We start from the raw sequence: 26,797 nt of genomic DNA, 5'->3' as shown, positions 1-26,797 counted from the left end.
GGCACCCAATCAAACAAACTAAAATTCAACCAAGTAAAAATTATGAAAAAGTTAAATTCAATGATCTGGCTGGCCGCGATGATGTTCGTAGCAGCCGCATGTAAGGATGACGATGAAGACGATATGTCCAATACGATTTCCGATAAGGACAGGACTTTTATTATGAATGCTGCCGATGGCGGAATGTTTGAGGTGAAAGCCGGTCAGCTGGCCGTCGCGAAAGGTGATTCCATGAATCATATGATCCATTCGGATTCCATGAGCGTGAAATCGTTCGGGCAGATGATGATAACCGATCACACGAAGGCCAATGAAGAACTGATGGCACTTGCGAGTGAAAGGCAGGCTACCATGCCAACGACATTGACTGCTGCAAAACAACAGAAGATCGACAGTCTTTCTGCGGTGAGTGGCGCTGCATTCAATACGATGTATACAAAAATGATGGTGGCATCGCATCAGGAAACGATCAGCCTGTTTCAGTCAGAGTCTACCGGGGGCGACGACAATGAGTTGAAAACATGGGCTTCCAGCAAGCTGCCAACTCTTCAGCACCACCTGGAAATGGCAGAAATGATGTGGGATGCGCTTTAAGAATCACAACTGAGTGAATGATGAAATGCCCCCAGAAGTCAGTGACTTCTTGGGGGCACTTTTATGGATCGAATAGAAATACGACCAACCATAAACTTTCATGAAATGCCTTCTTATAAAACAATTTTCCTGGTAGACGACGACGAAGACGACCGTATGCTTGTACGGGAAGCACTTGTGAAGACGGTAAACCCGATCAGGCTCGTCGACGTAGAGCGCTCCGACGATCTCTTTCCTTTTTTAGACCGGGCACCCATGGGTCCGAAACTGATCCTGATGGACATGAATATGCCCAGGATTAATGGCCTGGAAATGCTTGCTAAACTCAAAGGCGACCCGAGATATGAGCACATACCGGTCATTATGATCTCCACCACCACCAACTCGGCGCTGATCACCCAGGCTTATAGTCTTGGTGTGAATGCATTCATTGTGAAGCCGGTCTCGTACGAGGAATATGATCAGCTTGCGCGGGGAGTTGCATTATGCTTCCTGAACAACTACCGGTGGCAGGCTACTGCGCCGGTATCGGATTTTGATGACAGCAAAACGATTATCGTCGTCGAAGACAGTGACGATCACTGGTTTCTTTTGCAAACCGCCATTCGTAACAGTTCCATGAAGTATCAGCTTGTGCGGCTTAATACAAAGGAAAGGGCGACCCTTTTTGCAAAGGATGAACTGCCGGGCTTTGTTCCAGCCGTGGACATGATCCTGGTGGACCTGTACCTGCCCAAACGCGAGGATGGATTGCAGCTGCTGGCCAATCTCCGGAAATCCATGCACGACCATCATCTTCAAAATATCCCGATCGTCATTTTTACGTATTCCGATAGCAGCAGGGATGTAGACGATTGTTACCGCGGCCAGGCGAACGCTTACCTGGTGAAGCCTCTGGACGTGACCGGCTGGCGATTCTATTTCGAAAACCTGATCCAGTTCTGGTCGAAGGCGGTTAAGCCACCTCGGTTTACGAGGTCAGCGCAGGGCAAAATTCCTGAAAAGAGGGTTGGTAGGTGACAAGCCTATTACGCCGTAGCTCCGTGCGCATATTCCCGCGCGACAAACCGCTCAGCCTGTTCCTGTAAAAACAGATCGGTGGCCAAATCATCCGATAAAGCTTCCCCAACCACATTTTTAAGGTCTGTCAAACTTCCCTGATCGTCCAGGTCTAATACGCCTTCGTAACAACTTATTTTATGCTGGACGGCTTTGGCAAAGAGCAGGGTTAGGGAGAGATCTTTGATGCTCCCACGTTGCTGGCTGTGTAAACTGTGCATAATCCTGCTTTCAAGATCTGCGGGAGCGTTTTCCGTTTCTCCTGGCATAATGCAAAATTCGGCTAGTCTCAGCTGATGTTGCTCCGACATCGACAATGCTTGCTGGAGGGTTCTTGAAAGCTGCCCGGACCAAACGGCCTGGACCAGGTGGGGAATGATCCTGCTGATTTGCTGTTCAGCACGGATTGCATGATTAAGCTGCGGATAAAAATGAGCGTGGCCGGGCAAAGGTGAAAATTCCATGGTGTTTCTGAGGTTAATGCGAGATCGTTGCGACCTTCCGGTTCTCATTCTTAAAATGCCGGGGAAGCATTCAGGCTTGAAAACCGGTTTCATAAAGCCTGATGAGACATGCCTTAAGAAACCGGTACTGCGTTCAGCGGGAAATTAGTTGCCAGCCAAACATGTCGGGAGACATTAGTCGTGCCCCTGCGTTTTAACGATCTTGTTGTAGATCCCGAGGAGCAGAAAAGGAGAAGCCCATTGACCAATAAAAAGAGCGGTATGTTTACGGCCCATCAGTTTGAAAGCCAGTGATACGCCCATTGATGCGAGCGATGTCCACAAAAACAGGTCGGAGGGTAGCTTGGCAGTTTGCTCTTCAATCGTTGTGGCCACCGGCCCTTCTTTGAATGTTTCATTTGTCGTTTCCATAACTCTTAATTTAATGGTTAATAAAATAAAGTGCTGCGTATTATAAAAAGCATTCCACAAGCGAAGCCAAACTAAATGGGACACTGGAATTTAATGAGAAAAGACAGTTTTCCACGTCAACGCTTTGCTATATACGTTGCGTGATGGCCCTCGTATCTGCTAATCTTTTCGTTGCTTGTTTTCTGCTTTCATCCGTTCCCGCACGCCGTCGTCGACGCCTTGGCCGGTAGGCATGGGCGTGAACACTGCGCCGGATGTAGGTGGTGCCGGCGGCGCTGTCCGGATCTGATAGCGGTGAGCAATATTCGCAGAGACGCGGTCGGTAAAATGGGGCAGCAGCCTGTGTGATATATAGGAAGCACGGGCTTTCCAGCCAACCGGCAGTTCCCTTTTACGGTGAAGCGATGAAAAGATGATCGCATTTACCACTTTCTCGGGTCCGTCCATAGCTGCCATTCGGGCTGTGCCACCGCTGTAATTGGCGGCATGTCCCCAAAAAGGAGTATCTACCGCCCAGGGCATTATAGTTACCACTTTGGTATGTTTCAGCTGACCGCTCAGCCGGAGTTCCTGGTGGAGCACATTACCCAGCGCTCTCACAGCTGCTTTTGTGGAGCCGTAGGTTGCGTGGTAGGCCAGCGGAACCTCGCTTTCTACCGAACCGGTGTTGATCAGCTTGCCATGTCCCTGCGATTTAAACAGTTTCAATGCGGCCTGGCTTCCATAAACAACACCTTTTAAGTTGATGTCAATGAGCCTGGAATAATCGTCGGCAGGTACGTCTTCAAAACGCCCGATGGCGCCGACCCCTGCATTATTGATCCAGACATCGACAAGCTGAAATGCACCCACCGCCGCATCGGCCAGCCGCTGAATGTCTTCCTGTTTACTAACATCTGTAACGACCACGAGTGCTTTTCCTCCTGCCTTCCGGACGTCGTCGGCGACGGAATCCAGGACGTCACCCCGGCGGGCGGCGAGTACCACATTGGCGTGGTACCCGCCGAGCCGCGTCGCGACACCGCGACCGAATCCACTCGAAGCGCCGGTGATCACGAAGGTTTTTCCTTCGATCTTTCGACGGTCCGAGCGGCTAAGCTGCTTGGTGGCACATCCGGCCAGCAGCGAACAGGCTGCTACCCAAATCATGAGGTTTCTAAACATAGGAATGCGGTTATCTACCAAAGCCATTCTTTCAGCTCAATGGCTTCTTCCAAATGGTGGTGCAGTGTCGGAAGTTTTCCGGCTGCGAAAGATTTCACTTCGGGATCATCGCCCAGTGTTGTTTCTGTTTGAAAAAGATCAATGGTTTCAATGTGTGATTTCACCATCATCGTCATATATAGCGAATCAAATGCCATACCATTCATCATAGCCAGACTGTCCAGCTTTTTCTGTTTGTCCATGGAAAGCATCTCGGGCAGATCGAGCATTTTTTTGTGAGCGAGTGCCATCATCTCGGCGGTTGCCTTGCTATGATCGGTAACCATGTGCTCGCCATAATGGCGGACGGAGTCCACAACCGCTTTGCCGGTAGCCATTTCGCCAGCCTTGATCTCGAAGAGATTGCTATCTGCCGCCTTGATCATAAAATCGCGGTCGGTGCGTGACAGCATACCGTCCACTTCGTGGTCAGTACAGGATGAGGCAGTAAAAAGAATGCATGCGAAACCGAATGGTAGTAACAGCTTTTTCATAATTGTTTGATTGGTTTAATTGAACTTGGTTTTTGATTTGATAAAAAATGAAGGAGATTGAGAACCCCGGTACGAAAGAATGATTGTTAAGTCGGCAGGGGTTTATAAAAATTATGCCAGTGGAGGAGACCATGCGCTATTTCCTCGGGACCGAGCCGAATTTCATAGTCTCCATGTTTTCGCGCCTGGCACGGCCGATATCAAGTCTGCTGCCCGATAGTTGTTCCATAGATTTGGGCGCTGGCGCCGGCCTGTCGTACGTCCATTTTCGGGTGGTGGCCGGGACTGTATTATTTGTAATTTCCGGGTTATCGTACCATTGTTCTCCCATGCCTCCTGCCCGTTTGAGCAGGGTAGTGGTATCCGTGGTTGAGACGTGGTTTTGCAAGGCTATTTCACTTTGACCTGGATGAGTAGAAACGATTTGTGAAAATGCGGCGGATGTGGGAATGGCCATCAGGACCATCGCCGTGGAGATCAATTTTTTCATGCGTAGTCTTAAAGTTTCGTTAATGCGTGGGTTGGCGGTGATAATAAAAATTGTGCCAGCAAACGAGTAGGATCGCCCGGGAAGCGGATTCGTACAGACATCAGTTCTACAGTCTGCCGAACAGAATGAGGCCGATCGCCATGCAACGATCTCAATCCTTCCCGGGAGGGGAGGATAATGTAGGAAATGGTGATGCGAAGTCCGGGATTTACCGATCCATTACTTGGACAGTCCGGGGAATGTGGTGAAGTCGCCTTCGTGTGCGTATATGTCAGTCATGACTGCTTTAATTTGATGCAGGTCGACAGGTTTGAGCGAAAACCCATCCGCTCCCAGACGAAGGCTTTCCTGCCGGAACTCGGCCTGATCGCGGTTGGTCATCATGAGCACAGGTACGTTTTGCCAATAGTTATGAAGTCTCAGTTTCGAAAGTGTCTGAAACCCATTTAGCCCCGGCATATCAATGTCCAGAATGATTACACGGGGCTTAACCGGATTTTCATCCGCAATCAAGTCCATTGCGTCGGCGAGTTCAGAACCATCGGCGAAAAACCGCACCTGATGCTGCGGTAAGAACATTTTAAATACCTGCTGGACTAAAAATCGATAGTCAGCATCATCGTCTACCAGGTAAATCAGGTGCCGGTTTTGCATATATGGGGATTCGCTCATTCAGTCATTTAATCATTTATTCATTCAAAAAACTAATCCTGAACGTCGTGCCCTCATCCGGATGGCTGTCAACTTCCAGCCGGCCACCGAGCAATGTGCAGAGGCGGGTGACAATGGCGAGACCAATGCCTTCGCCCGCGGAGCGGCCCGGCGTAATGACCACTTCACCTTCCGCCGGCTCCTGAAACTCGCCCCTTAACCGGGCAAGTAACTTGGCAGGTAAGCCCGGTCCGGTATCGACCACTTTGAAAGACCATCCCATGCCGTCCTTCTCCCAGTTGATCGTCACTCCGCCCATATCGGTATATTTCAAAGCATTCAGTAGCAAATTTTGCGCGATCCGCCGGATTTGTACCGGATCACTTTCAACCTCCATCTCTGTCGGCCCCAGCGCATTCAGCGCCAATCCGCGCTCCGTAGCGAAAGGCTGCGTATTTTCCGCCAACTCAAGCAAAAGTCCTGCCAGATCGAAACGGCTGACGTGGATTACTTCCTGCGCAGCTTCCAACCGGGCAAAATCCAGCAGGCTGCTCATGAGCTGGGTCATTTGCTGGGTATTGCGCTGGATCATCTGGATCAGGATATTGTTGTCTGCCTCGCTGCCGGCCATTCCCAGGAGCTGGGCGGCGGAAGCGATCACTCCAACCTGCCCGCGCAGATCATGCGATGCAGACCTGAGCAATTCCCCGCGCTCTTTCAGCGCGTCGCGAAGATGCGCCACAGACTCCGCGCTCTGACTGGCATTTTCCAATTCGCCTAGCCAGAACTGCTGCTGAGTCTGGGCTTCTTTTAACTGTGTGATGTCGAGCCCGGTCAGTACCACGCCGTCGTCCTGCCGGCTGATGGCTACTGCGAGCCAGCGCTCCTGCCCATCGGTGGTCAGGTACTTTTCATCGTAACGTGGCTCGTTATCGTGGTAAACCTGCATCAGAAAATCATGCGTCTCGGGTCCCCACAGCAAAGTGTCAAAATGATCCGCTTGTTTGCCAAGCAACTCGTGGAGCGGCTGGCCGAAGAACTCGGCCAGCTTCTGGTTTCCTACCGCAAGCTTAAACCCGGTCACTAAACTGCCATCCGCGCCAGCACGTACGGCTTTCAGGAGGCCAATGCAGGCTGGCGAGGCATCCAGCACCGCCTGCAGGTTTTCAGCAAGCTGACGTGTCTGCTGCTGGGCACTTTGCAGTTCCGTAATGTCCCGCGCAATTGCAAGTACACTTTGGACCGAGCCGTCGGGCCCGCGCTCAGGGACCATTCTGGAGTAATATTCAAATCTGCCGGTTGGTGTTGGAAACCGGTTGTAATGTTCCTGCGGCTGACCGGTTTCGAACGTTTGCCGGAGCTTTTCCATATAGGAACCGGTACTGTCCTCTGGCTGTCCCATTTCGGCATTGGTTTTGCCAAGGAGGTTTTCAAGCGGTTCGCCCGATTTGCCTATGAAGGCGCTGTTAGCAAAAAGCAGACGAAGGTCGTTGTCCCAGCGCGTAATCACATCGGGCGTGTTCTCAACAAGTGTCCTGAGCTGGGCCTCACTTTGACGGATCTGTTCCTGCGCCAGCACCTGGTCTGTAATGTCCCAGTCGATCCCTAATGCTTTCACGGGCGGCCCGCCTTCGTTCGCTAGCGCCACTCCTCTGATTTTCAAGTATCTCACAGCATCACCGGCGTGAATGCGCAGAACTTGTTCAATGGCTTCTGTCCCAGCCCTGAGCCAATCGGTAAACCGCCGGGCCGCTTCCTTCTCGGCCCCGCGGGTGAAATCCACATAAATATCGGTATACACGGGTTCGCCTATCGGCAGGCCAAACAATTGGTACATGCCTTCTGACCAGATAAATTCTTCTGTGGACCGGTTATACTCCCAGCTGCCGGTGCCGGCCAATAATTCGGTTTGCTGCTGCAGGGTCAGATTTTTGAGGGCCTCTGCATACTCGGACTGCTTCCGCAAAGTGATGTCGCGGGCAATCGTAGAAACACCGATTACCTTTCCGGATTTATTTTTTACAGGAGACATAACCACCTCCAAATGCATTTCCGCACCGTTTTTGTTGACCCGGATGGTGTCAAAGATTTCGACTTTCTGGGAAACTTTGATATTCTCGGTGTCTTTCAGCAACTGGTCCAGATCTGCCGGCAAGGTCAGCATAGTCAGAGGCTTTCCAACTGCCTGAGCGGCTGAATAGCCATACAAGTCATGGGCGGCCTCATTCCAGCTTGTGATTACTCCTTCAAAATTGACCGTCATGATCGCATCCTGTGAAGATTCGACGATGGCTGCCAGAAAAGATTTTGCTTCTTCGGCGGCACGATGCTCGGTCAGGTCACGCATGATCTTCACAAATCCGAGTAGTTTGCCCTGAACGTCTTTCAGTGGCGACACCGAACCGGAACCCCAGAACCGGGTTCCATCCTTACGCAGATGCCAGCGCTCATTAATGGCCCGCCCCTGATTAAGTGTAGTCTGCTCTTCCAGTTCCGGAATGCCGTTTTGTCTGTCTTCAAGCGTAAAAATAATATCGCTGGTATGACCCAGCACATCTGATTCGGAATAACCGGTAATGCTATGCGCACCGGGACTCCAGCTTGAAATCTTACGTTGCAGGTCGAACGTGAAGATCGCGTAGTCTTTTGCGCTGTCGAACACAAGCCGCATACGCTCTTCCGACTGGCGGACAGCTTCTTCCGCTGCCCTGCGCCGCGAAATATCGACAAAGGTCAGCACAACGCCGTTAATGCGGTCTTCGGCAGTACGGTATGGTAACACCCGCATCAGGAACAACTGTCCGTCGCTGGTCTTTACCTCGCGCTCGACGGGCTGTAATTTTTCTAGTACCGCTTCGGCATCCCGTAGCAGGTCGTTATCGTCGAGCCGGTTGGTGATGTCGGTGAGGGGTCGGCCACTGTCCGATTGGATCAGGTTGAAAATGCTTCGGGCCGCCGGGGTAAACAGGATAACCCTCAGGCTGCGATCCAGAAAGAGTGTCGCGAGATCAGTGGAGTTGATCAGGTTTTGCAGGTTGTTCCGCGTGATCGAGATCTCTTCCAGTTTTACTTTAAGTTCCTGGTTTACTGTCGTAAGTTCCTCATTTATCGACTGCAGTTCTTCCTTGCTTGTTTCAAGTTCCTCAGCCGCTGAGTGCAATTCTTCGTTGATCGCCTGCAACTCTTCGTTGGAAGCTTTCAGCTCCTCGGCCTGGGTTTCATGCTGTTCGCTCGATGTACGCAGCTGCGCCTTGAGACGGACCAGTTCTTCTTCCAGTTGCCGCGCCATGGGCTCCTCGGAAGCAAGTATGCTGGTCGTCGGTTCGGTATGTTGTCCGGTTGGTTCAAAGATAACCAGTAGCAAACCGCGGGCCGGGTCGCTCCCCGCAATGTTGTCTTCATCCAGCACCGGACGCACATGTAGCGTCAGGGTCTGCATTCTGTCGTCGATCCTTACGTTGAGGTTCGGAGCTTCTACGTTGCTTTTTTGCTGAACGGCCTGATAGAATGCAGTCCTCAATTCCAGTCGCAATTCCGGCCGGATCAGTTTCAGCAGGTTTTTGGAAGGCTCGCCGCCAGCAATATGGAGGTATTTTCCCGCCCGTTCGGACAGGTGCAGAATGTCGTAATCTTCATTGACGATGATGGATGGCGGGGCATATCTTTCCAGAAGTTGCTGATGCAGATCTCCGAAGTTGAGCCTGCTCTGCAGTGATCTGCTCTCTTTGGATGAGCTGTTTTCTGAAACAAGCCTTCTACCCGCCGGCACCAGGAAGTTGCTTTCCGGGACGGGGTAGGAACGGATTGAAACGGGGCGACTCTGGTAAATGTGGTTCTCGCGGCTGACCGGGGCAAACAGATCACCGGCCCCGTCAGTTGTCTCGGAGAGTCCGAGCAACAGGTAACCTCCCGGTCTCAAAGCAAAGTGGAACGTTTCCATTACCCGCTCCTGCGCCGCACTGTTGAAATAGATCAACAAATTGCGGCAGGTGACAAGGTCTATTCGTGAAAACGGTGGATCTTTTAGTACATTATGATGGGCAAAAAGCACCATTTCCCGAATTTCCTGGCGTACCCTGAAATCATCGCCATCCGGTACCAGAAACTGTCGCAGCCGGTCGGCTGGTATGTCTGCGGCATCATTCAGGGTATAGCGGCCTTCCCGTGCGATGGCAATGGCGGCTTCGTCGATATCGGTCGCGAAGATCTGCACTTTTGGCGCATCAAGCACATCCATGGTCTTTTCTGCCATCAGCATGGCTAGCGAGTAAGCCTCCTCTCCCGTGGCGCAACCCGCCACCCAGATCCGGATCACGTCATTTGATCTTTCCCGAATGAGCGTAGGGAGAATATCATCCTCCAATGCCTGAAAAGGCTTACTGTCCCTGAAAAAGTTGGTTACCGATATCAGCAGGTCTTTTAGCAGCGCCTGGGCCTCGTCGGGATTCTCGTGTAAAAAGGTAACATAGGCCGGAAGGTCGGGTAGGTTGCGGACACTGATACGCCGCTCAAAACGGCGCATCAGCGTCGGCCGTTTGTAATTGGAAAAGTCGTGCCCGGTGCGCAGGCGCAAATGGGCGAATATTTCACGCAAAGCCTGCTGTTCACTGTCGGGACGCATCCCGGGGTCTACCCGGATTGAGACTTTTCCCAGGCTATTTTGGTATGAGACAAGCTTTTCCGGAAGCTGGGCCACCGGAAGAATGTCGTCGACCAGGTTGGTGGCGATTGCGTGACGCGGCATTTCATTGAATGCGGCCTCTCTCGGATTCTGGACAAAAACGGCGCCGCCGTTCTCCTTGATCCGTTTTAGCCCCATGGACCCGTTCGCGCCTGTGCCTGACAAGATCACTCCGACAGCCATCCGGCCATGTGATTCGGCGAGAGAGCGGAAGAAAATGTCCACGGGTGCGCGACGTTCTTCCTGACGGATGTTGGGCGAAACGTTGATAATGTCGTCCCGCATTTGCAAATGTTTGTTAGGCGGCACAATATACACGTGGTCAGCCTCAATCTTAACATTTTCAGTGACCTGGGTGACGGGAATGGACGAAACCTGCCTGAGGATCTCAGTTAACCGGCTGTCATAATCCGGCGATAGGTGCAGTATGACCACATACGCCATTCCGGAATTGACGGTTACCTGTTCAAAAAACTCTACCAATGCTTCCACACCGCCTGCTGAGGCTCCAATGCCGACAATAAGAGTTTGTTTTCCCTCTTCGATCGCAGCCGGTATCTCTTTGGTTTCTTCTTTTTCTGAATGTTTCTTGCCCACGTACTGCTACTGTTTTCAGGGTTATAACTCTAATTTTATATCTATATATTTAAATAGATAGTCTATTCCAAATGCGTATTCAATCTATTTCTTCGTCCAGCTGCATCATATCCTCCATCGTTAATTGCGCGCGCAACAGCGCAGCCTGCCGCATTAGCTCGGCCCGCTGTCCTGCCTTTTGAGCCTGCTGAAAATACCTTGCTGCAAGTCCCGCGTGGTTCGCTTCTGCAAAATGGTCACCCACATGATTAAGTAGCATAATGCTTTCATCTACTCCGCGAATCGCACTATAAAGGTCGTCTTCGACCTTCTCCATAATGGCGGTCAATAGCCCGTCGGCAGAGTAGGCGTGACCGGTATGGCAGCGGAAACGGCTAATATCGCCATCTTTCAGCAAAGTAAGCACACCGTGGCAATCCGGACATGTAAATGGGCTTAATTGTCCATGATCCATGATGCGGATGCCTTCCGTAATGTCCTCAGCCGCGATCCGGATCTCTGCCTTTGTCTTTTCATCTTCTCCCTTGGTTACCTGTTTTGTTTCACCGGCAGGCTCGCTGGCCAATCTGGATAGTAGCGAGCCCATTTCGGTTAGCGGGACCGTGAAGTCAATACTTACCTGACTGACTGCACTTTCGGGCATCGAGGGGACCTGGGAATCTTTTGGATCTTGTACGATGGCAATGCCTCCCCGGTATTTGATCGTCCATAAACCCGCTGTCCCGTCATCCAGGGCACCGGATAGCACGACGCCGATCACACGGTTCTGATAGGCATAGGCTGCTGAACGAAAAAGGGGATCGACGGCGGGGCGAAAGCGATTTTCTTTCGGGCCGTGGGTTACACGTACAGTTCCGTGCTCCAGCAGCATGTGGTGATCGGGCGGGGCCACATAAATGCGGTTCATCAGAATCGGTTCGCCATCCACCGCGTGGGCGGCATGAATTGCATTGATTTTATTAAATACCTGCGGAAGCATGCCCCGGATGGTAGGTGACATGTGCCAGACTATAAAAATAGCCGCTTCAAGATCAGGCGGAAGATCAGCAATAACCCTCTTAAATGCCTCGAAACCGCCGGTAGAGGCTCCCATGACAATGATATTTCTTTTTTCCATTAGATTGTTTTTTACAGCATTCCCGGTCCAGAAGCACGAAAAGTACTGAAAAACCAATCTTGCACGTTCCTGTTTTGGAATGCAAATACTTGAAATATACGTGCCATTACCTCGGACAAAAGTCTGTTTGTCCCAAAGGCATTAAAAAGCGGCGTGACTGTTGGTCGAGCTGGGAGTAGCGGATGCAAGGCAATTGTAATCGACCCAATAGCGGCAGATCGTTGCCAGCAATTCTCTCAATTCTTCAAAGTCGATGGGCTTCACGAAAAATGAGTTTGCGCCCGCCTGGTAACATTTGTTGATATCCTCCTGATTGGCCGCCGCACTGAGCATGACTACCGGGATCACGTTCCACTCGGTGGTTGCGTTGGGTGGTGTCTGGCGAACCAGTTTCAGTAGCTCGAAGCCATCTATCATATGCATTTTCAGATCGAGTATGATCAGCGCGGGACGTCTGCCCGCATAATCATCCGCCGATTGGAGCACCATGTACTGGTATAACTCCTGCGCGCCCTGAAAGGACCGGATGTTGTAAGTTGGTAAAAAGCGGTTGAAGATGGTCCTGATGAGTTGGCGGAAATCCGACGAATCTTCAACCAGGTAGATTTCTTTTTGCATTGGTTGTATTTTGTTTTTGAGGTGTAAACTTTTGATCCACAATAAATTCGACGTGCGGGTACAATAAGCGCATTCTTATACTCAGTATGGGCAATCTCAATTTCTCGACGCACTAAAATCGTTCCTGCTGCCTTGTGACGCTTCGTATAAACCTTTTGCTGCTAGTTCATCCAGAATTTGCAGATCGACTGAATTGTATTTTTCATTACAGTTACACTTAAAGGCTTAACGATTACTGCATTGGCGCCGGCCTGGTAGCATTGATGCATTTGGGTGGGAGAAATATCATTGCTCATAACTACAATCGGGAGTGTACTAATCCGAGGATGGCTTGCTAATGGCGGCTGTCGCAATAGCCTGAGCAACTCAATGCCGTTCATGGCGGGCATATTCAAATCCAGTACAAGCAAGTCGGGAAACCGAGCATGATCTTCTGACCGGCTCAATTGCTGCAGGTGTTTATGAAGTGAGCGGCCATTTTCAAAGAATTTAACCAGATAAGGCATTTCCATACCCTTGATTAACTTATAAAGCAGAAACTGATGGTCGGGGCTGTCGTCGACAATGTATAACTCACGGTCCATAAACGTGTAATGGGTTAGGCTGCCTCTTGTTGTGTCCAAAATCGTACCAAGTTTTGGACAGGTCACTGTTGGCACAGCTTTTTAAAAACGCGCGGCTTCTTCATCCTGTAAGTTTACAGGGATATATATCATCTCATCAACAAAAAGGAAATCATGAAAAAGCGTTATTCATTAAGCGGGGCACTGAAAATGGCGTCTGCGGTGACCGTATTATCGGCCTTATTCGTCGTCGGCTGTAAGGATGGGGACAATTTCTGGGACTCCATTATACCGGAAACGGATGAGGAGGCAACATCTGCACAGATCGAAAACTATGTCTTCTATCCGGCCGTGCAGCCTTCAACGGACGCAAACATTGCCCAGCTCCGGGTTCCTGCCGGTTTTAAGATCAATAAATTTGCGGACAAACTAGGCAAGCCAAGAATCCTGGTAGCAGATGCGAGCGGGCACATTTATGCCTCAGACAGAGAAGCAGGCATTGTCATGATGCTTACCGATGCCGACGGTGACGGGGTGTCCGAAAACACCAAAACGGTTGCCACCATCAAGCAAGTACATGGATTGACCATGCACAATGGGAAAATGTACCTGGCAGCCGTCAATGAGGTATATGTCGCCGACATTAACCCGGACGGTACTTTGGGATTGCCCAAAATGATCATCGACGATCTGCCAGACGGCGGCCAGCACCCCAATCGCACCCTTGCATTTGGTCCCGATAATAAAATGTACCTGTCCGTGGGCAGTACCTGTAATTCGTGCCCGGAACCCAATCCCGAAAATGCCACGATGCTGCGTGCCGAGGAAGACGGATCGAACAGAAAAGTAATTGCAAAAGGCTTGCGCAACACAATTGGTTTCGGCTGGCATCCCGAAACAAACGAGCTATGGGGAATGGACCACGGCATTGACTGGCTGGGCGATAATGAACAAAAGGAAGAAGTGAATCAGATCCGGCAGGGAGCGGATTATGGCTGGCCGTACATTTACGGAGAAGGCAAGTACAATCCGGGCGACAGGCCACAGGGCGATACCACCTATCAGCAATACCTTCAAAAAACGACGCTTCCGACCTTGACGTATCAGGCCCACGCAGCGCCAATGGCCATGGCTTTCTATTCGGGAAGTATGTTCCCGGGTGAGTATAAAAACGACGCGTTCGTCGCAATGCGGGGTTCGTGGAACCGCAGCCAGCCGGTAGGTTACAAGATCGTACGCCTGCATTTTGAAAATGGCAAGCCGGTGCGGTTTGATGATTTTGTGACAGGATTTACGATCAATAACAACAAGGCGCATTTCGGTCGGCTGGTTGGTGTGACCGTACACAAAGACGGATCACTGCTGTTCTCGGACGATACAAATGGGGTGATATACCGGGTTTCATATCAATAGGTGCATGCTGTGGTTGTGCGACTTATCGGTCACAGACATTATTTAGTTTCAGTCACAGACATAAGAAAGCCCGGCCACAAATCTGTGGCCGGGCTTTCTTATGTCTGTGAATTATCTGCTTTTACTCGTTTGCTCCTGCGCCACTTCCGGAATTTCCACTTTTCTTATTTTTCCGTTTCTTAGACTTTTTGGAACTGTCGTCCGAGGTACCCGATGTTCCGGATCCCTGACCGACAGAGCTTTGACTACCGGAAGTTCCAGATGTGCCGGCTCCAGACGTACCGCTGGTTCCTGTGCTGCTATTGGAGCTTCCTGATGTTCCGGTACTTCCCGACGTTCCGGTACTGCCCGACGTTCCGCTGGTTCCTGACGTTCCGGTACTACCCGATGTTCCGCTGGTTCCTGTTGAGCCTGATGTTCCGGTACTTCCCGATGTTCCGGTTCCGGTTCCTTGTACCTGGCTGCCACTAGTTTGACCTGATGTGCCCGATGTTCCGGAAGTACCTGATGTTCCGGAAGTACCTGATGTTCCAGTAGCTCCTGAGCCCTGCTCCTGGCTGCCGCTGGTTCCTGTAGTACCAGATGTTCCGCTGGTTCCGGTTCCCTGAACCTGGCTGCCGCTGGTGCCTGACGTTCCGCTAGTGCCTGACGTTCCGGTAGTTCCGGATGTCCCGGTTCCCTGGCTGCCACTCGTGCCGCTGGTAGATGAACCATTTTTATTCGTTCCGCTACCTTGCGTTGAACTTGAGCCTTGATTTGTTGTGCCCTGAGATTTCGTTTCCGACGACTGCGCATAGGCACTTCCTGCTGAGATTAGCAGAAATAATGATACACTTAAGATTACCTTTTTCATTTTGATAGTTTTAATGTGATGAATTGTAATTAAAAGTTAAAGTCGGTGAGCATTATAAAAACCGTTCCCGCAAAATCTGTGGAACGCAAAATTCCCCGCATTCACCCCGATTTTGCGCCGGTTCAATCCACTTTGAGATTCTTTACGGGATTTATCAGCGCTGTTTTTACGGATTGAAAGCTAATGGTAACCAGTGCCAAAAGCAGGGCCGAGAGGCCAGCTAGAATAAATACGTCCCACGAAACCGAGATCCGGTATGCAAATGAATCCAGCCATTTTTCCATTACCCACCATGCGAGCGGCAGTGATATTATGATCGCAATGGCAACCAGAATGATGAAATCTCTGGATAATAGAACCGTCACACTGCTTACCGATGCGCCGAGGACTTTACGGACTCCAACTTCCTTGGTCCGCAACTTTGCTGAATACGCTGACAATCCGAACAGACCGAGGCAGGAAATCAGTATGGCCAATCCTGCAAATCCCTTGAAAACCTGGCTCATGCGGTTTTCAGAAGCGTAGAGTTTGTCCAGATTTTCGTCCAGGAATGAATAGGTGAATTTGCTGGAAGGGGAGAGGGTAGTTACCTGTTTTTTAAGAAATTCAAGTGTTTGCTGTACCTGGTCGCCTTTGACTTTGACCAGCAAATAATTTGCCCAATATGGATTGTACTGGATCACCAATGGCTCTACTTTGGAATGAAGGGACGCAAAATTGAAGTCTTGAACCACCCCAACCACCGTACCCGTGTCTGCACCGGTGACAAACGGTTCTCCAACCGGGTTTTTAAGACGGTAGGCCTTTACAGCCGCTTCGTTCAATATGAATTCCGGATTTTTGATCTGAGGAAATTGGTTATAAAAAGCTCTTCCTTCTTTAAGCTTGATCCCCAACGTGGCAAACAGCTTTTCATTTGACCATAAAACCCTGCTGCCATCCGGAATGCCTTCCCCGGTTGCTCTGTGCAAGGGAGAAGCGGGATAGTTTCCGAACCGCTCGCCGGGAAGGGTAGAGGTTGTTGCGAAACTCGCGATAGCCGGATTTTTAGACATTTGATCCGACAGTACTCCAAACTTTTCCCACATCTGATCATACATTGTGACGCTGATAACCTGATCTTTATCAAAACCCAGGTTACGATTGTGGAAGAGCTGCATTTGCCGGTAGACGATAATGGTGCTAAAAATCATAAATACGGAAACGACAAACTGAAAGATGATCAGTCCTTTCCTTACTGCATTAACCCCCTGGCCCAGCACTCTTTTCCCTTTCAGAGAAACCACTGGATTGAGGCGCGCCACAAACCAGGCAGGGTAGAGCCCGGCAAAGAATGCGACGATCACCATCATTATCGCCATAATAGCCAGATTTGGCAGGGTCAGAAGGTCTGAGAATACAAATCCGTCAGCGGTAAGATTTTTATAAAAAGGGAGACTTAGTTTAAACAGCAGTGCCGACAGGCAGCTCGCCAGCAGTGTGATTAGAAAAGATTCACTTAAAAACTGGCGGATCAGCTGCTGCCTGGTTGCACCCACCACCTTGCGAAGCCCGATCTCTTTCATCCGGTTGAATGCCAGCGCAGTCGAAATGTTAATGAAGTTGACGGTCGCGACCAGCAAAATAAACAAGGCTGCGATGGCGAAAATATAGACATAGGTAATGTCGCTGTTCGCGGACATTTCTTTTTCCAGCTTGGAATGCAAGTGAATATCCTTGATAGGCTGCAAATGCAGCTGTCTTGTGGCGAGGATCTTGCTTTCAGATTCCCTCATGGGGGCGTAAAACCTGGTGGCAAATGCCGGGAAGCCGGATTCGACCTTAACTTTGGAAGCATCCTTCCGAAGCATGACATAGTGATAGAATCCCGACCAGTCGACATCCTCCATTGCTTTCTTGTCCAAATAACGATCAATCGTTGGCATGGAAACCAGATAGTCGAAATGCAGGTGGCTCGGAAAATCAAATGCTTTTATAACACCCGTAACTTTCAGCGGCAGTTTGTTGCGGTCATCCACGATGATCCGGCCCAAAGGATCATTCGTTCCGAAGTATTTGACTGCCATTTCTTCGGTGAGGATGATCGCATTGGCTTCATGGAGCGCCGTTTTTGCATTACCACTTACAAATACAAGGTCAAACATGCTGATCACCTCTGCATTGGCAAACAGGCCGCCTTTTTCCTCGAAACGTTTCACTTCTCCTTTTGACCCGGAATAGCTAAGCAGTTGATAGGGAAACAGCCTGTGGAAACCCACACCCTGTTCGATCTGTGGGAACTGGCGCTGTAACGACGGACCTAATGAAGGCGGTGTGGCGGCCCAGTGACGGATTTGCTCTCCTTTGCTTTCGAACGTGACCCGGTATATTCGGTCCGCTTTTGAAAAGCCTTTGTCATAGCTCAGCTCATGTTTGATGTGAAAACCGATAATCAGTGCTCCTGCTATCCCCATAGCGAGCCCAAAAATATTAATGGATGAAAACGTCTTGTTCTTCCAAAGGTTACGCCAGGCGATCTTGATGTAGTTTTGAAGCATCTCAATATGTTGTTCAGGTTACAAGGATAACCTCAGAAGTAAAAAAAGATGCCGTAGGTTTAACTATTTGTTTATCAGTAATATATGGGTTTAATATGTAATCTAAAACGTCCGATTCCGTACAATTGTGCGGTGATATCAGGAGCAAACAACAACCTCTCCATTCCCGGGAATAAGCAACCGCGAGAGCAAACCCCATTCATTCATAGCCTGCCTGAATAGCTGCCGCGTAACCAGGATATCGCTCAATTTTCTTCTACGTGTTTTTTGAAATTGTCGAGAATTGCCTGCCAGCCTGCTTTTTGCATCTCGACGGAATGGGTTTGCTCAGCATCGAAAATTTCGGTTACTGTGGTACTTCCGTTGTGATCGGTAAAAACCACTTTCACAGTCCTGCCATCTTCCATGGTGTACTCAATCAGGCTTTCCGGTGTAACATTCGAATAGACGCCTCCAAAATCAAAGCTGAAACTGCCGTCTTTCGCGGCCATGGTCGTTTTAAACTTTCCACCGGTCTGCAAGTCATTTTCTGCAAATGGCGCATGCCAATCGTCCGATGCAAAGCACCATTTAGTGACATGTTCCGGCGCATTAAACTGCTCCCAGACTTTTGTGATCGGCGCATTGACGGTCGATTCAACGGTAATTTTTTGAGCTAAGGTTTCCATTTCGTTCTGGATTTTTTGTGATTGATATGTTGGTTACAAAGGTGTGAAGAGTTAGCGATACAAACGGGTGCCGATTATGCCAAACTTGGGGGTGCGTTGCGTCATTTTGGTTATTGTGTGTTCCAGGCGAACAAACAGGCAGCTATTATCAAAAAGAGAAGCGGCCCGCTACCTAATCATTTTATCAGGAAAAAATTTTGTTTTTTATTAAAAGTATTATAGCATTGTACTTAGTAAAGTGTCACTTTGACACGTTAGCGAATCAAATTAAGCGTGCATATGAGGGGACTTTTCTGCCTGTTATTTCTGGCGTTTGCATTTACTGGTCAATCACAGACGCCGCGCGTACAAAAGCTTTGGTATGATAAACCATCCGGTAAAACCTGGGAAAACGCATTGCCGGTGGGAAACGGCAGACTGGGCGGAATGGTGTACGGGAATGTGGCGATTGAAACCATCCAGCTCAATGAGCATACATTATGGTCGGGCGGGCCTAATCGCAATGATAACCCGGCCGCGCTGGCCGCATTGCCTGAGATACGGAAGCTGATTTTTGACGGAAAACAAAAAGAAGCTGAACAACTGGCTAATAAGGCCATCATTACCAAAAAGTCTCACGGACAAATGTTCCAGCCGCTCGGCGAACTGCATTTGACATTTCCCGGCCATGAAAATTATACCAATTATTACCGCGAGCTAGACATTGAACGCGCAGTCGCTAAAACCACTTATCAGGTTGAAGGCGTTAATTATTCGCGGGAAGTTCTGGCCTCATTTCCAGACCGGGTTATTGTGATCCGGCTCACAGCTGACAAGCCAGGCCAGCTTTCGTTCAGCGCTTCATTTTCTTCGCTACACATTAATAAGCAGATCAAAACGACGCCTTCCAAGGACCTTACCATTGCCGGAACAGCTGCTGATCACGAAGGTGTGAAGGGAATGGTCCGGTTCAAGGGAATTTCCAGGATCAAAACCGAAGGTGGCAGCATATCAGCCAGCGACACCGCATTAATCGTGAAAGGAGCCAATGCGGCAACCATTTATGTTTCCATCGCCACCAATTTTAAGAATTACCAGGATGTGACTGGGGACGAAAATGCGCTTGCGGCTTCGTATTTGGATAAGGCATTTTTAAAATCCTATGCGAACATTCTGAACCCGCACATTGCAGCCTATCAAAAATACTTCAAACGCGTCAAATTTGATCTGGGCACAACGGATGTTGGCAAATTACCGACTGATGAAAGGCTGAAAAACTTTCGCAATGTAAATGATCCTGAACTGGTTACGCTTTACTATCAATACGGACGTTACTTGCTCATTTCAAGTTCGCAGCCGGGCGGGCAACCTGCTAATTTGCAGGGGATCTGGAACAACAAAATGATGCCGCCGTGGGATAGCAAATACACGATCAACATTAACGCACAGATGAATTACTGGCCTGCAGAACGCGCAAACCTGAGCGAACTGCACGAGCCTTTTCTGAAAATGGTGGAAGAGCTGGCGCAAACTGGAAAGGAAACGGCCAAAACCATGTACGGAGCCAGAGGCTGGATGGCGCATCACAACACCGATATCTGGCGCGCAACAGGCGCGATCGACGGCGCATTCTGGGGCATGTGGATCGCAGGCGGCGGCTGGACGAGCCAGCATTTGTGGCAACATTATCTGTATCACGGCGACAATGCTTATTTGGCTAAAATATATCCCGTACTCAAAGGCGCAGCGACTTTTTATGCTGATTTCTTGATAGAACACCCTAAATATCACTGGCTTGTCGTAAACCCGGGAAGCTCTCCTGAAAATGCGCCAGCCGCCCATGAAGGATCGTCATTGGATGCGGGAACAACCATGGATAACCAGATCGCATTTGACGTTTTCAGCAGCACAATCCGCGCTGCGGAGATATTGAAAAAAGACGCTGCATTCACCGATACGCTCAGACAAATGCGCAAACGGTTGCCTCCTATGCATGTGGGCCAGCATGGGCAGTTGCAGGAATGGCTCGACGATGTGGATGATCCGAACGATCATCACCGCCATGTGTCACACTTGTACGGCCTTTTTCCCTCAGACCAGATTTCAGCCTATCGCACACCGGAGCTATTTGCAGCCGCCCGGACCACATTGCTGCACCGCGGCGACGTCTCGACCGGATGGAGCATGGGTTGGAAAGTAAACTGGTGGGCCAGATTGCAGGACGGCAACCACGCTTTTACATTGATCAAAAATCAGCTTTCTCCGCTCGGCACGACCAAAGACGGAGGCGGCACCTACAATAACCTCTTCGACGCACACCCGCCTTTTCAGATCGACGGCAATTTTGGCTGCACTTCCGGCATTACCGAAATGCTCATGCAAAGTGCCGACGGTGCCGTGCATTTACTTCCCGCATTGCCTGATGTTTGGCAGGCGGGCAGCATTAGCGGACTGCTCGCGCAAGGTGGGTTTGAGGTTGTGGATATGCAATGGAAAGATGGCAAATTAACGAAGGTCGAAGTGAGGTCCAAGCTCGGCGGAAACCTGCGGCTGCGCGCGCCTAACCAGTTGAAAACTGCGAATGGTAAGCCGGTTAAAATGGCTTCCGGGCAAAATTCGAATGCATTTTATCATAGCGACGAAGTGGCCGCGGCTGTGTTGTCTCCAAAGGCAAATCTGTCTTCCCCGGATGTGAAGCAAACGTTCCTTTATGATATTCCTACGCAGGCTGGAAAGGTGTATGTGTTTGTTGGTCAATAGTTTATCAAAATTGAATCGGATTAAATTTATCAAATGATAAAGCAATTTTTCTCCGCAGTGCTGATTGCATTCATATGCTTCGCTCAGCTTGTCTCCGCGCAAACCACTACGCTGGTCAACCCGATATTAACAGGCTTTTACCCGGATCCAAGCGTGGTTCAGGTTGGCACGGATTACTATCTCGTCAACTCTACATTTTCCTATTTCCCAGGCATTCCCGTTTTTCACAGCAAAGACCTTAAAAACTGGAAGCAGATCGGAAATGTCATTCACAGGCCTTCCCAGATGGATTTTATGGGTGAAAAATTAACAAGAGGATTGTTCGCACCCGCCATCAGCTATCACAATGGCACTTATTATGTCACTTGTACGGACATTGATCATGACGGGAATTTTGTGGTTACTGCCAAGAATCCCGCTGGTCCGTGGAGCGACCCCATTCGTGTCCCGCAAGCGCGCGGCATAGATCCTTCATTGTTTTTTGATGAGGACAACAAAGCCTACATTATTTATAACAGCGATGCGCCGGACAGAAAACCCTTGTACTCAGGCCATAGAACGATCCGCATTTATGAAATCGATCCGGTTACATTAAAAGTGATCGGGGAAGAGAAACAGCTGGTGAATGGTGGCGTGGATCTGAGCAAAAAGCCCGTTTGGATCGAAGCGCCGCACATTATGAGAAGAAACGGCTGGTATTATTTGTATGCCGCAGAAGGCGGGACATCCGTCAACCATACCGAAGTCGTTTTCCGCAGCAAGTCGGTTTGGGGGCCATTTGTTCCTTACGAAAATAATCCGATCCTGACCCAAAAAGGCTTGCCCGACGACCGGAAAGACCCGATCACTTCGGCCGGACACGCACAGTTTGTGGACGGGCCTGATGGCAAGACTTACGCTATTTTTCTCGCAGTAAGGCCATATGAGGGAAATTATTACAACACAGGTCGTGAAACTTTCATCGCGCCTGTTGAATGGAAAAACGACTGGCCGGTCATTAACCCTGCCAGCAAAGACATTAAGTATGAATACGTTGCAAATTTTAAAGAGGTAAAACAAAAAGACGCTCTTCCGCAAGCAGGCAATTTCGCGTATACATTAACATTTGAAAAAAGTTTGGATCCGGCGCTGCTTTTCATGCGGACCATCGACAGCAGTTCATTCTCGTTGTCGAAACAAAGCGGTTTGACATTGAAATTAAAACCCGAAACCATTATGGAACTGGGTAACCCGTCATTTATCGGCAAACGGCAACAGCATTTGTACTGCACAGCCGAAACGGAAATCGCTTTCTCCCCCAAGTCTGACAAAGAAAAAGCAGGTCTGACCATTTTTCAGGACGAATCCCATTTTTACTTTTTGAGCAAATCAATGGAAAAGGATAAGCCAAGCATCCAGCTTTTCAAAAGCGGCTCCGACGGGAAAAGCATGGAGTTACTTGTGGAAAAGCCGGTGGACGATATTTCCGGGCCTGTTAAGCTGCGCATCGTTGCGGAAGGCGGTTCTTACCGTTTTTATTTTTCCAAAGGCAATGCGTGGCAAATGCTGAAAGATAAAGTCGATGCAAAATTCCTGAGTACCGAGGTCGCAGGCGGGTTCATCGGGTGCCTGTTTGGCATGTATGCAACTTCGTCCGGCGAGCCGACCACCAATTCAGCTTCTTTTAAATATCTGAAATACAGCAGCAACGATCCCATGTTCAAAAACAAATAAACAACCTATGCAAAAGTCCTTTTTCAAAAATCTTTTACTTGTCTCTGCGCTGCTAGTATGCAGCCTCGTTCACGCCCAGTCCAATTTTACGAGCAAAACCATCGGCGTAGGCGTCGTGGTCGCTGATATGGAGCGTTCCCTGAATTTTTATGTCAACGGAATCGGCATGGTGAAAACAGGCAACTTTACAATTAATGCAGAATTCGGCAAACGGGGCGGCCTGACTGGCGGTGAGGCCGTGGAAGTGAACATATTGAAACTAGAAAACAGCCCGGAAGCCAGCGACTGGAAACTGATGAGTTTTGGTAAAAAATCCGCTCATCCTGCGCAAAAATTCATTCAGGACGATACCGGCCCGCAGTACATTACCATTCAGGTCAAATCATTGAAACCCATTATTGAAAGGCTGAAAGAGCAGAAAGTGACCTTTCTGGGAAGCACGCCGACGCCGTTGACAAAGGATACGCATTTCGTACTGGTTCAGGATCCGGACGGAACATTCGTGGAATTGATCGGACCGATCGAATAGCGCTATCTCAAAGAAGTTAGTGCACAACGTGTACCAGCTTGCTGCTGACCTCCGCCTTATTTTCGATCCGGATCCAATAATTGCCGGCGGCCAGGTTGGAAACGTCAATCTGCTCCTGTTCTCTGAATCTGCCGATTTTCTTTCCGAATACCCATTTTCCATCTGCAGCAAAGATTTTTATCCGGCCCGACTGTCCGATCAGGTCGGGTCTTACTTTTACCCGCAGCTGGTCCGTGACCGGATTGGGATAAAAAACCATATCACCCGCGTTTGTTAAATTGACCGCAATCACTTTGCTATAAGCGAAGTCAGCATCTGTTTCGATGGATTTCAACCTGTAATAATTGATTCCGGGAGAGGGATTATAATGGGTAAGGGTGTAAAATGCAGTATCCATCGCTGGCGTTTCGCCGAGGGCTCTGAATGTTTTGGCATCGGTGCTATGCTCCGCTACGTATTTGTCCATGTCGACCTGATCCGTTACCTCCCAGTGTAATGCGACTACATCACCTTCGGCTGCGGCTGTGAAGTTCACGAGTGTTACAGGAAGCGCAGCTTCCGAGGCGAGGCGGGACAGCCCGTATCTGTTTGATATCCAGAAACTTTCGTTTTTATCTATCCATAGATCACCACCAAAATTCCGGAAAGGAAGTGTCGCCCCAACCTTTTCCCATTTTGTATCAGTAAACCTGTAAACTTGTGTCTCATTACCGGATGCCAGGATATAAGCCTTGCCGGAAGGCGAAATGCCAAGGCCGGTAACCTGGCTGCCGAAAGGAGCATTTCCTGCATTGAAAACAGACCAGCCCGAACCATTATAGTAAGCAATGGTGCTCAGGTACGAATCCGAATCTATCTGCCGGAGCCAAATTTTCCCGTCATTCTGGATTTCGACCTGATCTATAAACCTGGAGACTGCGGGGCTCGTCGTGGAATTGATCGTGTAAGTAAGGTTCGGGTTACCCAGGTCCATGACGAGTATCTCATTATGATAAACCGGGGAGTTGTTATTGAGTAGGATCCAGGCCTTGTTGTTGTAAAACCGGATGTCTCTGATGTACTCGCTATCGGAAAGCTGCCGAAGCATAACCGGGCCGGAAGGAGTTTCCTTGAATACGACATGTTGAGTCCAGAAAACCGTGTATTGGGGGCTATAACCTTGTATGTTGCTTGCGGTGACGATCTGTGTGACCAGTGCATCTGGCGAAGGTACTTCATTCACAAGCTTAACCTTCCTGAATGTGCCCGGTTTTCCAAAATTAAGCACATGAACATTCAGCTCATCGTCGGTGCGAACAGCGTTGTCCACACCTACACCCAGAAGTCCGTCGGTGTTGTCGCGGTTAAAGGTCTGATACGTGAGCGCTTTCTGGTCCATTTTGATAAATCCTGCATCAATCACCCCAAGCCAGATATGCTCTTTGGAAACCGCGATCTTTGGGTTCATCCGGCCGAAAACGAGCTGGTTCTTTTCGCTCAGGAACGTGAGTCCTCCCGGCGAGTTACTACTGCCCGTGGTAAATTCGACGATATAGTCCATCACGTCGCGATCAGGATAATTTAGCAGATCGTTCGTCCGCCCCTGCACGCGGAGGTAGAGTTTTGTATTGGCTGGCAAGTCTTTGAAAACATCTACAATCTCTACTAACGGCGTGTAGTTCCTTCGAAAAAGCGGGTTGTTAAAGCCCGGGTTGTCGGCGATCGTGACGGTGACATTGGGATAAATTTGATTTGGCAAATACGAGAGCGGAAGCGTTCTGGGTACATTGAGCCCGTTCTCCGGAATGGGTAGGAAGAGCCCGATCACGTTCAGTTGCGGGTTGGCCGAAAAGTAACCTGTTTCCGACCATCGTCCTGTTTTTCCGCCTTGAATAGCTTTGACGCGCCATTTGTACCCGCCAAGATAGGGTGTATACACAAATTCGTTCTGCACAATGATTTCGTCAGTCGGATCGGAAAAGTCGAAATCATACAAAGGCGTTACCTGGATCCGGTATGCCGTCGCACCGGGAACCGTTGAGAATGATAAAGTTACAGCTTGTTGTGAAGCAGAAATCGAGCCTGAGGCGGGGCCGAGGATTAGAGGTAAATCAGGCCGATCGGCATCGATCCTGATCTTGACCGTGTTCGACCAGGCGGAGGTGCCCAAGGAATTGATCGCCCTGACCCGGACAAAATAATTTGTCCCCAGGGTTTGTGTCATTAAACGGACGCCATTAAATGGCGTGGGTTCGATAATCTCCCCGGCAAAATTAACTTCGGTGGAATAGCTGAATTCGTAGGATTTGGCGCTAATGGAAGCGGGCCAGGCGTAAAAGTCGCCTTTGATCGCTGTAATATCGCCGGCCAGTGAAACCGGCATTGGTGAAGATTCCATTTTAGCGAAATTAGCCTCTGCATGCGCTTTGATCACGGCCTGTATCATCGGATGAAGCGGGGTCTCGACCACATTGCCGCCACATGAGCTCAGCAACGATTTGGTCGTACTAATTTCAAAAGACTTGTCATAACAGTCGCCGCCTTCCACGCCGCCGCAAAAGTCGATCGGGCCACCCGGCCACTCGCAGCTATTTGAATGCATAGCCCCGAAGTTATGCGCTATTTCGTGCATGATGATCTTGACATTTTCGAGCGTGGATACGTTATACGAGCCTCCGAGAAAAGCCAGGCCTGCGAACTCGCCGGTTAGTGGTTTGGTATAGAGGTATAACTTTTTATCGAAATTAAGATCAGCAGCACTGTTGGCGAGGATATTAAGGAGCGCATAAATATCGCTCTGGCCTGCGTAAGGATCGGGGCCATCGTCTTTAAATATCCGGATGCTGGTGACCATCATACGGATATTCGCTTCCCTCTCGAAGAATTTAGAAGCTTTTTCGATATTTTCCGTCACGATCTGAATGATCGCCGCGGTATCCCGTTGGTATTTCACATAAGTGTCCGAATCGATGTCCACCGCAATGCGGCATAGCCTCAGTTCGCCGGCGGTCGTCCGTGCATTCTGCTGTGACATGATCGCGGGAAGTCTCCTCATCAGGCGCATTACTTCCTGCGGGGCGTCGTGGTCTTTGGTACCACACATAAAAGGCTTTTCCTGGCTGAAAGCAAATGTGCAGGAAAGTAAAAGGATCAGAACAAACTTGGATCCGGTGGAGGTAAAAGTTAATCCATTCATACAGATGCGGGATGACTTGTTCAGGATTATCCGGAGTTTCGGACTATACTACAGACACTATTTTGCAAATCTCCGTTGCATTTTATTTAGTTATTTTATAAATATTGATGGGCTTTGCAATTGATACCGGAAACTTCGTTTTTTTAATGAAACACCGGAGATAAATTCGGAACGTCCGAAGTCCCGGGGACGTTGGAAAGAAGGTGTAAATACAAATAGCTGTCTGAG

The 26,797-nt window shown here is 49.6% G+C and carries 20 protein-coding genes; 6 read left to right on the top strand and 14 right to left on the bottom strand.

The window, feature by feature from the left end:
* Positions 1 to 42 precede the first annotated feature (42 nt).
* Positions 43 to 594, top strand: coding sequence for a DUF4142 domain-containing protein (locus LZG72_RS27840; RefSeq protein WP_233878433.1), 552 nt, complete (start codon positions 43 to 45; stop codon positions 592 to 594).
* 105 nt (positions 595 to 699) lie between these two features.
* Entirely contained in the window at positions 700 to 1,614 is a 915-nt protein-coding gene (locus tag LZG72_RS27835; RefSeq protein ID WP_233878432.1) for a response regulator, read from the top strand.
* An 8-nt stretch (positions 1,615 to 1,622) separates the two neighbouring features.
* Here the strand turns inward: LZG72_RS27835 and LZG72_RS27830 are convergent, their stop codons facing one another.
* From LZG72_RS27830 to LZG72_RS27785, 10 genes are all read right to left on the bottom strand, one after another.
* Complete coding sequence (locus LZG72_RS27830; protein ID WP_233878431.1) at positions 1,623 to 2,117, bottom strand: DUF892 family protein; 495 nt, start codon at positions 2,115 to 2,117, stop codon at positions 1,623 to 1,625.
* Positions 2,118 to 2,291: 174 nt separating this feature from the next.
* Positions 2,292 to 2,528 (bottom strand): hypothetical protein, encoded by a 237-nt coding sequence (locus LZG72_RS27825; RefSeq protein ID WP_233878430.1) that lies wholly within the window; start codon positions 2,526 to 2,528, stop codon positions 2,292 to 2,294.
* Between the two features lie 159 nt (positions 2,529 to 2,687).
* Positions 2,688 to 3,692, bottom strand: coding sequence for an SDR family oxidoreductase (locus LZG72_RS27820; RefSeq protein WP_233878429.1), 1,005 nt, complete (start codon positions 3,690 to 3,692; stop codon positions 2,688 to 2,690).
* A 14-nt stretch (positions 3,693 to 3,706) separates the two neighbouring features.
* On the bottom strand, positions 3,707 to 4,225 hold the full coding sequence (locus tag LZG72_RS27815; RefSeq protein ID WP_233878428.1) for a DUF4142 domain-containing protein: 519 nt from the start codon (positions 4,223 to 4,225) through the stop codon (positions 3,707 to 3,709).
* Between the two features lie 136 nt (positions 4,226 to 4,361).
* On the bottom strand, positions 4,362 to 4,715 hold the full coding sequence (locus LZG72_RS27810) for a hypothetical protein (protein ID WP_233878427.1): 354 nt from the start codon (positions 4,713 to 4,715) through the stop codon (positions 4,362 to 4,364).
* Positions 4,716 to 4,934: 219 nt separating this feature from the next.
* Positions 4,935 to 5,387, bottom strand: coding sequence for a PleD family two-component system response regulator (locus tag LZG72_RS27805; RefSeq protein WP_233878426.1), 453 nt, complete (start codon positions 5,385 to 5,387; stop codon positions 4,935 to 4,937).
* Positions 5,388 to 5,403: 16 nt separating this feature from the next.
* Positions 5,404 to 10,644 carry a PAS domain S-box protein gene (locus LZG72_RS27800; RefSeq protein WP_233878425.1) on the bottom strand — a complete coding sequence of 1,747 codons (5,241 nt, stop codon included), beginning with the start codon at positions 10,642 to 10,644 and terminating at the stop codon, positions 5,404 to 5,406.
* A 79-nt stretch (positions 10,645 to 10,723) separates the two neighbouring features.
* Positions 10,724 to 11,761, bottom strand: a complete 1,038-nt coding sequence (locus LZG72_RS27795) for a chemotaxis protein CheB (RefSeq protein WP_233878424.1) — start codon at positions 11,759 to 11,761, stop codon at positions 10,724 to 10,726.
* Positions 11,762 to 11,902: 141 nt separating this feature from the next.
* A complete protein-coding gene (locus LZG72_RS27790; protein WP_233878423.1) occupies positions 11,903 to 12,379 on the bottom strand; it encodes a response regulator in 477 nt (158 codons plus the stop codon).
* A gap of 161 nt (positions 12,380 to 12,540) precedes the next feature.
* The gene (locus LZG72_RS27785; RefSeq protein ID WP_233878422.1) at positions 12,541 to 12,963 is read right to left on the bottom strand and encodes a response regulator; all 423 of its coding nucleotides are present in this window, start codon (positions 12,961 to 12,963) and stop codon (positions 12,541 to 12,543) included.
* A gap of 153 nt (positions 12,964 to 13,116) precedes the next feature.
* On the opposite strand from LZG72_RS27785, the gene LZG72_RS27780 reads away from it, so the two are divergent.
* Positions 13,117 to 14,355 carry a sorbosone dehydrogenase family protein gene (locus tag LZG72_RS27780; protein WP_233878421.1) on the top strand — a complete coding sequence of 413 codons (1,239 nt, stop codon included), beginning with the start codon at positions 13,117 to 13,119 and terminating at the stop codon, positions 14,353 to 14,355.
* Between the two features lie 121 nt (positions 14,356 to 14,476).
* Here LZG72_RS27780 and LZG72_RS27775 read toward each other — a convergent pair whose 3' ends face one another.
* The 3 genes from LZG72_RS27775 to LZG72_RS27765 form a co-directional block, all read right to left on the bottom strand.
* Positions 14,477 to 15,208 carry a hypothetical protein gene (locus LZG72_RS27775; RefSeq protein WP_233878420.1) on the bottom strand — a complete coding sequence of 244 codons (732 nt, stop codon included), beginning with the start codon at positions 15,206 to 15,208 and terminating at the stop codon, positions 14,477 to 14,479.
* 122 nt (positions 15,209 to 15,330) lie between these two features.
* Positions 15,331 to 17,745 carry an ABC transporter permease gene (locus tag LZG72_RS27770; protein ID WP_233878419.1) on the bottom strand — a complete coding sequence of 805 codons (2,415 nt, stop codon included), beginning with the start codon at positions 17,743 to 17,745 and terminating at the stop codon, positions 15,331 to 15,333.
* 245 nt (positions 17,746 to 17,990) lie between these two features.
* Entirely contained in the window at positions 17,991 to 18,413 is a 423-nt protein-coding gene (locus LZG72_RS27765; protein ID WP_233878418.1) for an SRPBCC family protein, read from the bottom strand.
* Between the two features lie 279 nt (positions 18,414 to 18,692).
* Between LZG72_RS27765 and LZG72_RS27760 the strand changes: the two genes are divergently transcribed.
* From LZG72_RS27760 to LZG72_RS27750, 3 genes are read left to right on the top strand one after another with little or no spacing between them, the layout of a single operon-like run.
* Complete coding sequence (locus LZG72_RS27760) at positions 18,693 to 21,152, top strand: glycosyl hydrolase family 95 catalytic domain-containing protein (RefSeq protein ID WP_233878417.1); 2,460 nt, start codon at positions 18,693 to 18,695, stop codon at positions 21,150 to 21,152.
* A 33-nt stretch (positions 21,153 to 21,185) separates the two neighbouring features.
* Positions 21,186 to 22,865, top strand: coding sequence for a glycoside hydrolase family 43 protein (locus LZG72_RS27755; protein WP_233878416.1), 1,680 nt, complete (start codon positions 21,186 to 21,188; stop codon positions 22,863 to 22,865).
* A gap of 7 nt (positions 22,866 to 22,872) precedes the next feature.
* On the top strand, positions 22,873 to 23,394 hold the full coding sequence (locus LZG72_RS27750; protein ID WP_233878415.1) for a VOC family protein: 522 nt from the start codon (positions 22,873 to 22,875) through the stop codon (positions 23,392 to 23,394).
* Between the two features lie 16 nt (positions 23,395 to 23,410).
* Here LZG72_RS27750 and LZG72_RS27745 read toward each other — a convergent pair whose 3' ends face one another.
* The gene (locus LZG72_RS27745; protein WP_233878414.1) at positions 23,411 to 26,569 is read right to left on the bottom strand and encodes a zinc-dependent metalloprotease; all 3,159 of its coding nucleotides are present in this window, start codon (positions 26,567 to 26,569) and stop codon (positions 23,411 to 23,413) included.
* Positions 26,570 to 26,797 lie beyond the last annotated feature (228 nt).

Source organism: Dyadobacter sp. CY323 (assembly GCF_021390245.1).
Classification (GTDB): Bacteria; Bacteroidota; Bacteroidia; order Cytophagales; family Spirosomataceae; genus Dyadobacter.
The sequence above is the reverse complement of the archived record's forward strand: the minus strand, read 5'-3'. Positions and strand labels throughout refer to the sequence as shown.

Excerpts from the sequence above, each read along its gene's own strand:
- LZG72_RS27840 (WP_233878433.1), top strand. The coding sequence starts at position 43 with ATGAAAAAGTTAAATTCAATGATCTGGCTGGCCGCGATGATGTTCGTA.
- LZG72_RS27835 (WP_233878432.1), top strand. The coding sequence starts at position 700 with ATGCCTTCTTATAAAACAATTTTCCTGGTAGACGACGACGAAGACGAC.
- LZG72_RS27830 (WP_233878431.1), bottom strand. The coding sequence starts at position 2,117 with ATGGAATTTTCACCTTTGCCCGGCCACGCTCATTTTTATCCGCAGCTT.
- LZG72_RS27825 (WP_233878430.1), bottom strand. The coding sequence starts at position 2,528 with ATGGAAACGACAAATGAAACATTCAAAGAAGGGCCGGTGGCCACAACG.
- LZG72_RS27820 (WP_233878429.1), bottom strand. The coding sequence starts at position 3,692 with ATGTTTAGAAACCTCATGATTTGGGTAGCAGCCTGTTCGCTGCTGGCC.
- LZG72_RS27815 (WP_233878428.1), bottom strand. The coding sequence starts at position 4,225 with ATGAAAAAGCTGTTACTACCATTCGGTTTCGCATGCATTCTTTTTACT.
- LZG72_RS27810 (WP_233878427.1), bottom strand. The coding sequence starts at position 4,715 with ATGAAAAAATTGATCTCCACGGCGATGGTCCTGATGGCCATTCCCACA.
- LZG72_RS27805 (WP_233878426.1), bottom strand. The coding sequence starts at position 5,387 with ATGAGCGAATCCCCATATATGCAAAACCGGCACCTGATTTACCTGGTA.
- LZG72_RS27795 (WP_233878424.1), bottom strand. The coding sequence starts at position 11,761 with ATGGAAAAAAGAAATATCATTGTCATGGGAGCCTCTACCGGCGGTTTC.
- LZG72_RS27790 (WP_233878423.1), bottom strand. The coding sequence starts at position 12,379 with ATGCAAAAAGAAATCTACCTGGTTGAAGATTCGTCGGATTTCCGCCAA.
- LZG72_RS27785 (WP_233878422.1), bottom strand. The coding sequence starts at position 12,963 with ATGGACCGTGAGTTATACATTGTCGACGACAGCCCCGACCATCAGTTT.
- LZG72_RS27780 (WP_233878421.1), top strand. The coding sequence starts at position 13,117 with ATGAAAAAGCGTTATTCATTAAGCGGGGCACTGAAAATGGCGTCTGCG.
- LZG72_RS27775 (WP_233878420.1), bottom strand. The coding sequence starts at position 15,208 with ATGAAAAAGGTAATCTTAAGTGTATCATTATTTCTGCTAATCTCAGCA.
- LZG72_RS27770 (WP_233878419.1), bottom strand. The coding sequence starts at position 17,745 with ATGCTTCAAAACTACATCAAGATCGCCTGGCGTAACCTTTGGAAGAAC.
- LZG72_RS27765 (WP_233878418.1), bottom strand. The coding sequence starts at position 18,413 with ATGGAAACCTTAGCTCAAAAAATTACCGTTGAATCGACCGTCAATGCG.
- LZG72_RS27760 (WP_233878417.1), top strand. The coding sequence starts at position 18,693 with ATGAGGGGACTTTTCTGCCTGTTATTTCTGGCGTTTGCATTTACTGGT.
- LZG72_RS27755 (WP_233878416.1), top strand. The coding sequence starts at position 21,186 with ATGATAAAGCAATTTTTCTCCGCAGTGCTGATTGCATTCATATGCTTC.
- LZG72_RS27750 (WP_233878415.1), top strand. The coding sequence starts at position 22,873 with ATGCAAAAGTCCTTTTTCAAAAATCTTTTACTTGTCTCTGCGCTGCTA.
- LZG72_RS27745 (WP_233878414.1), bottom strand. The coding sequence starts at position 26,569 with ATGAATGGATTAACTTTTACCTCCACCGGATCCAAGTTTGTTCTGATC.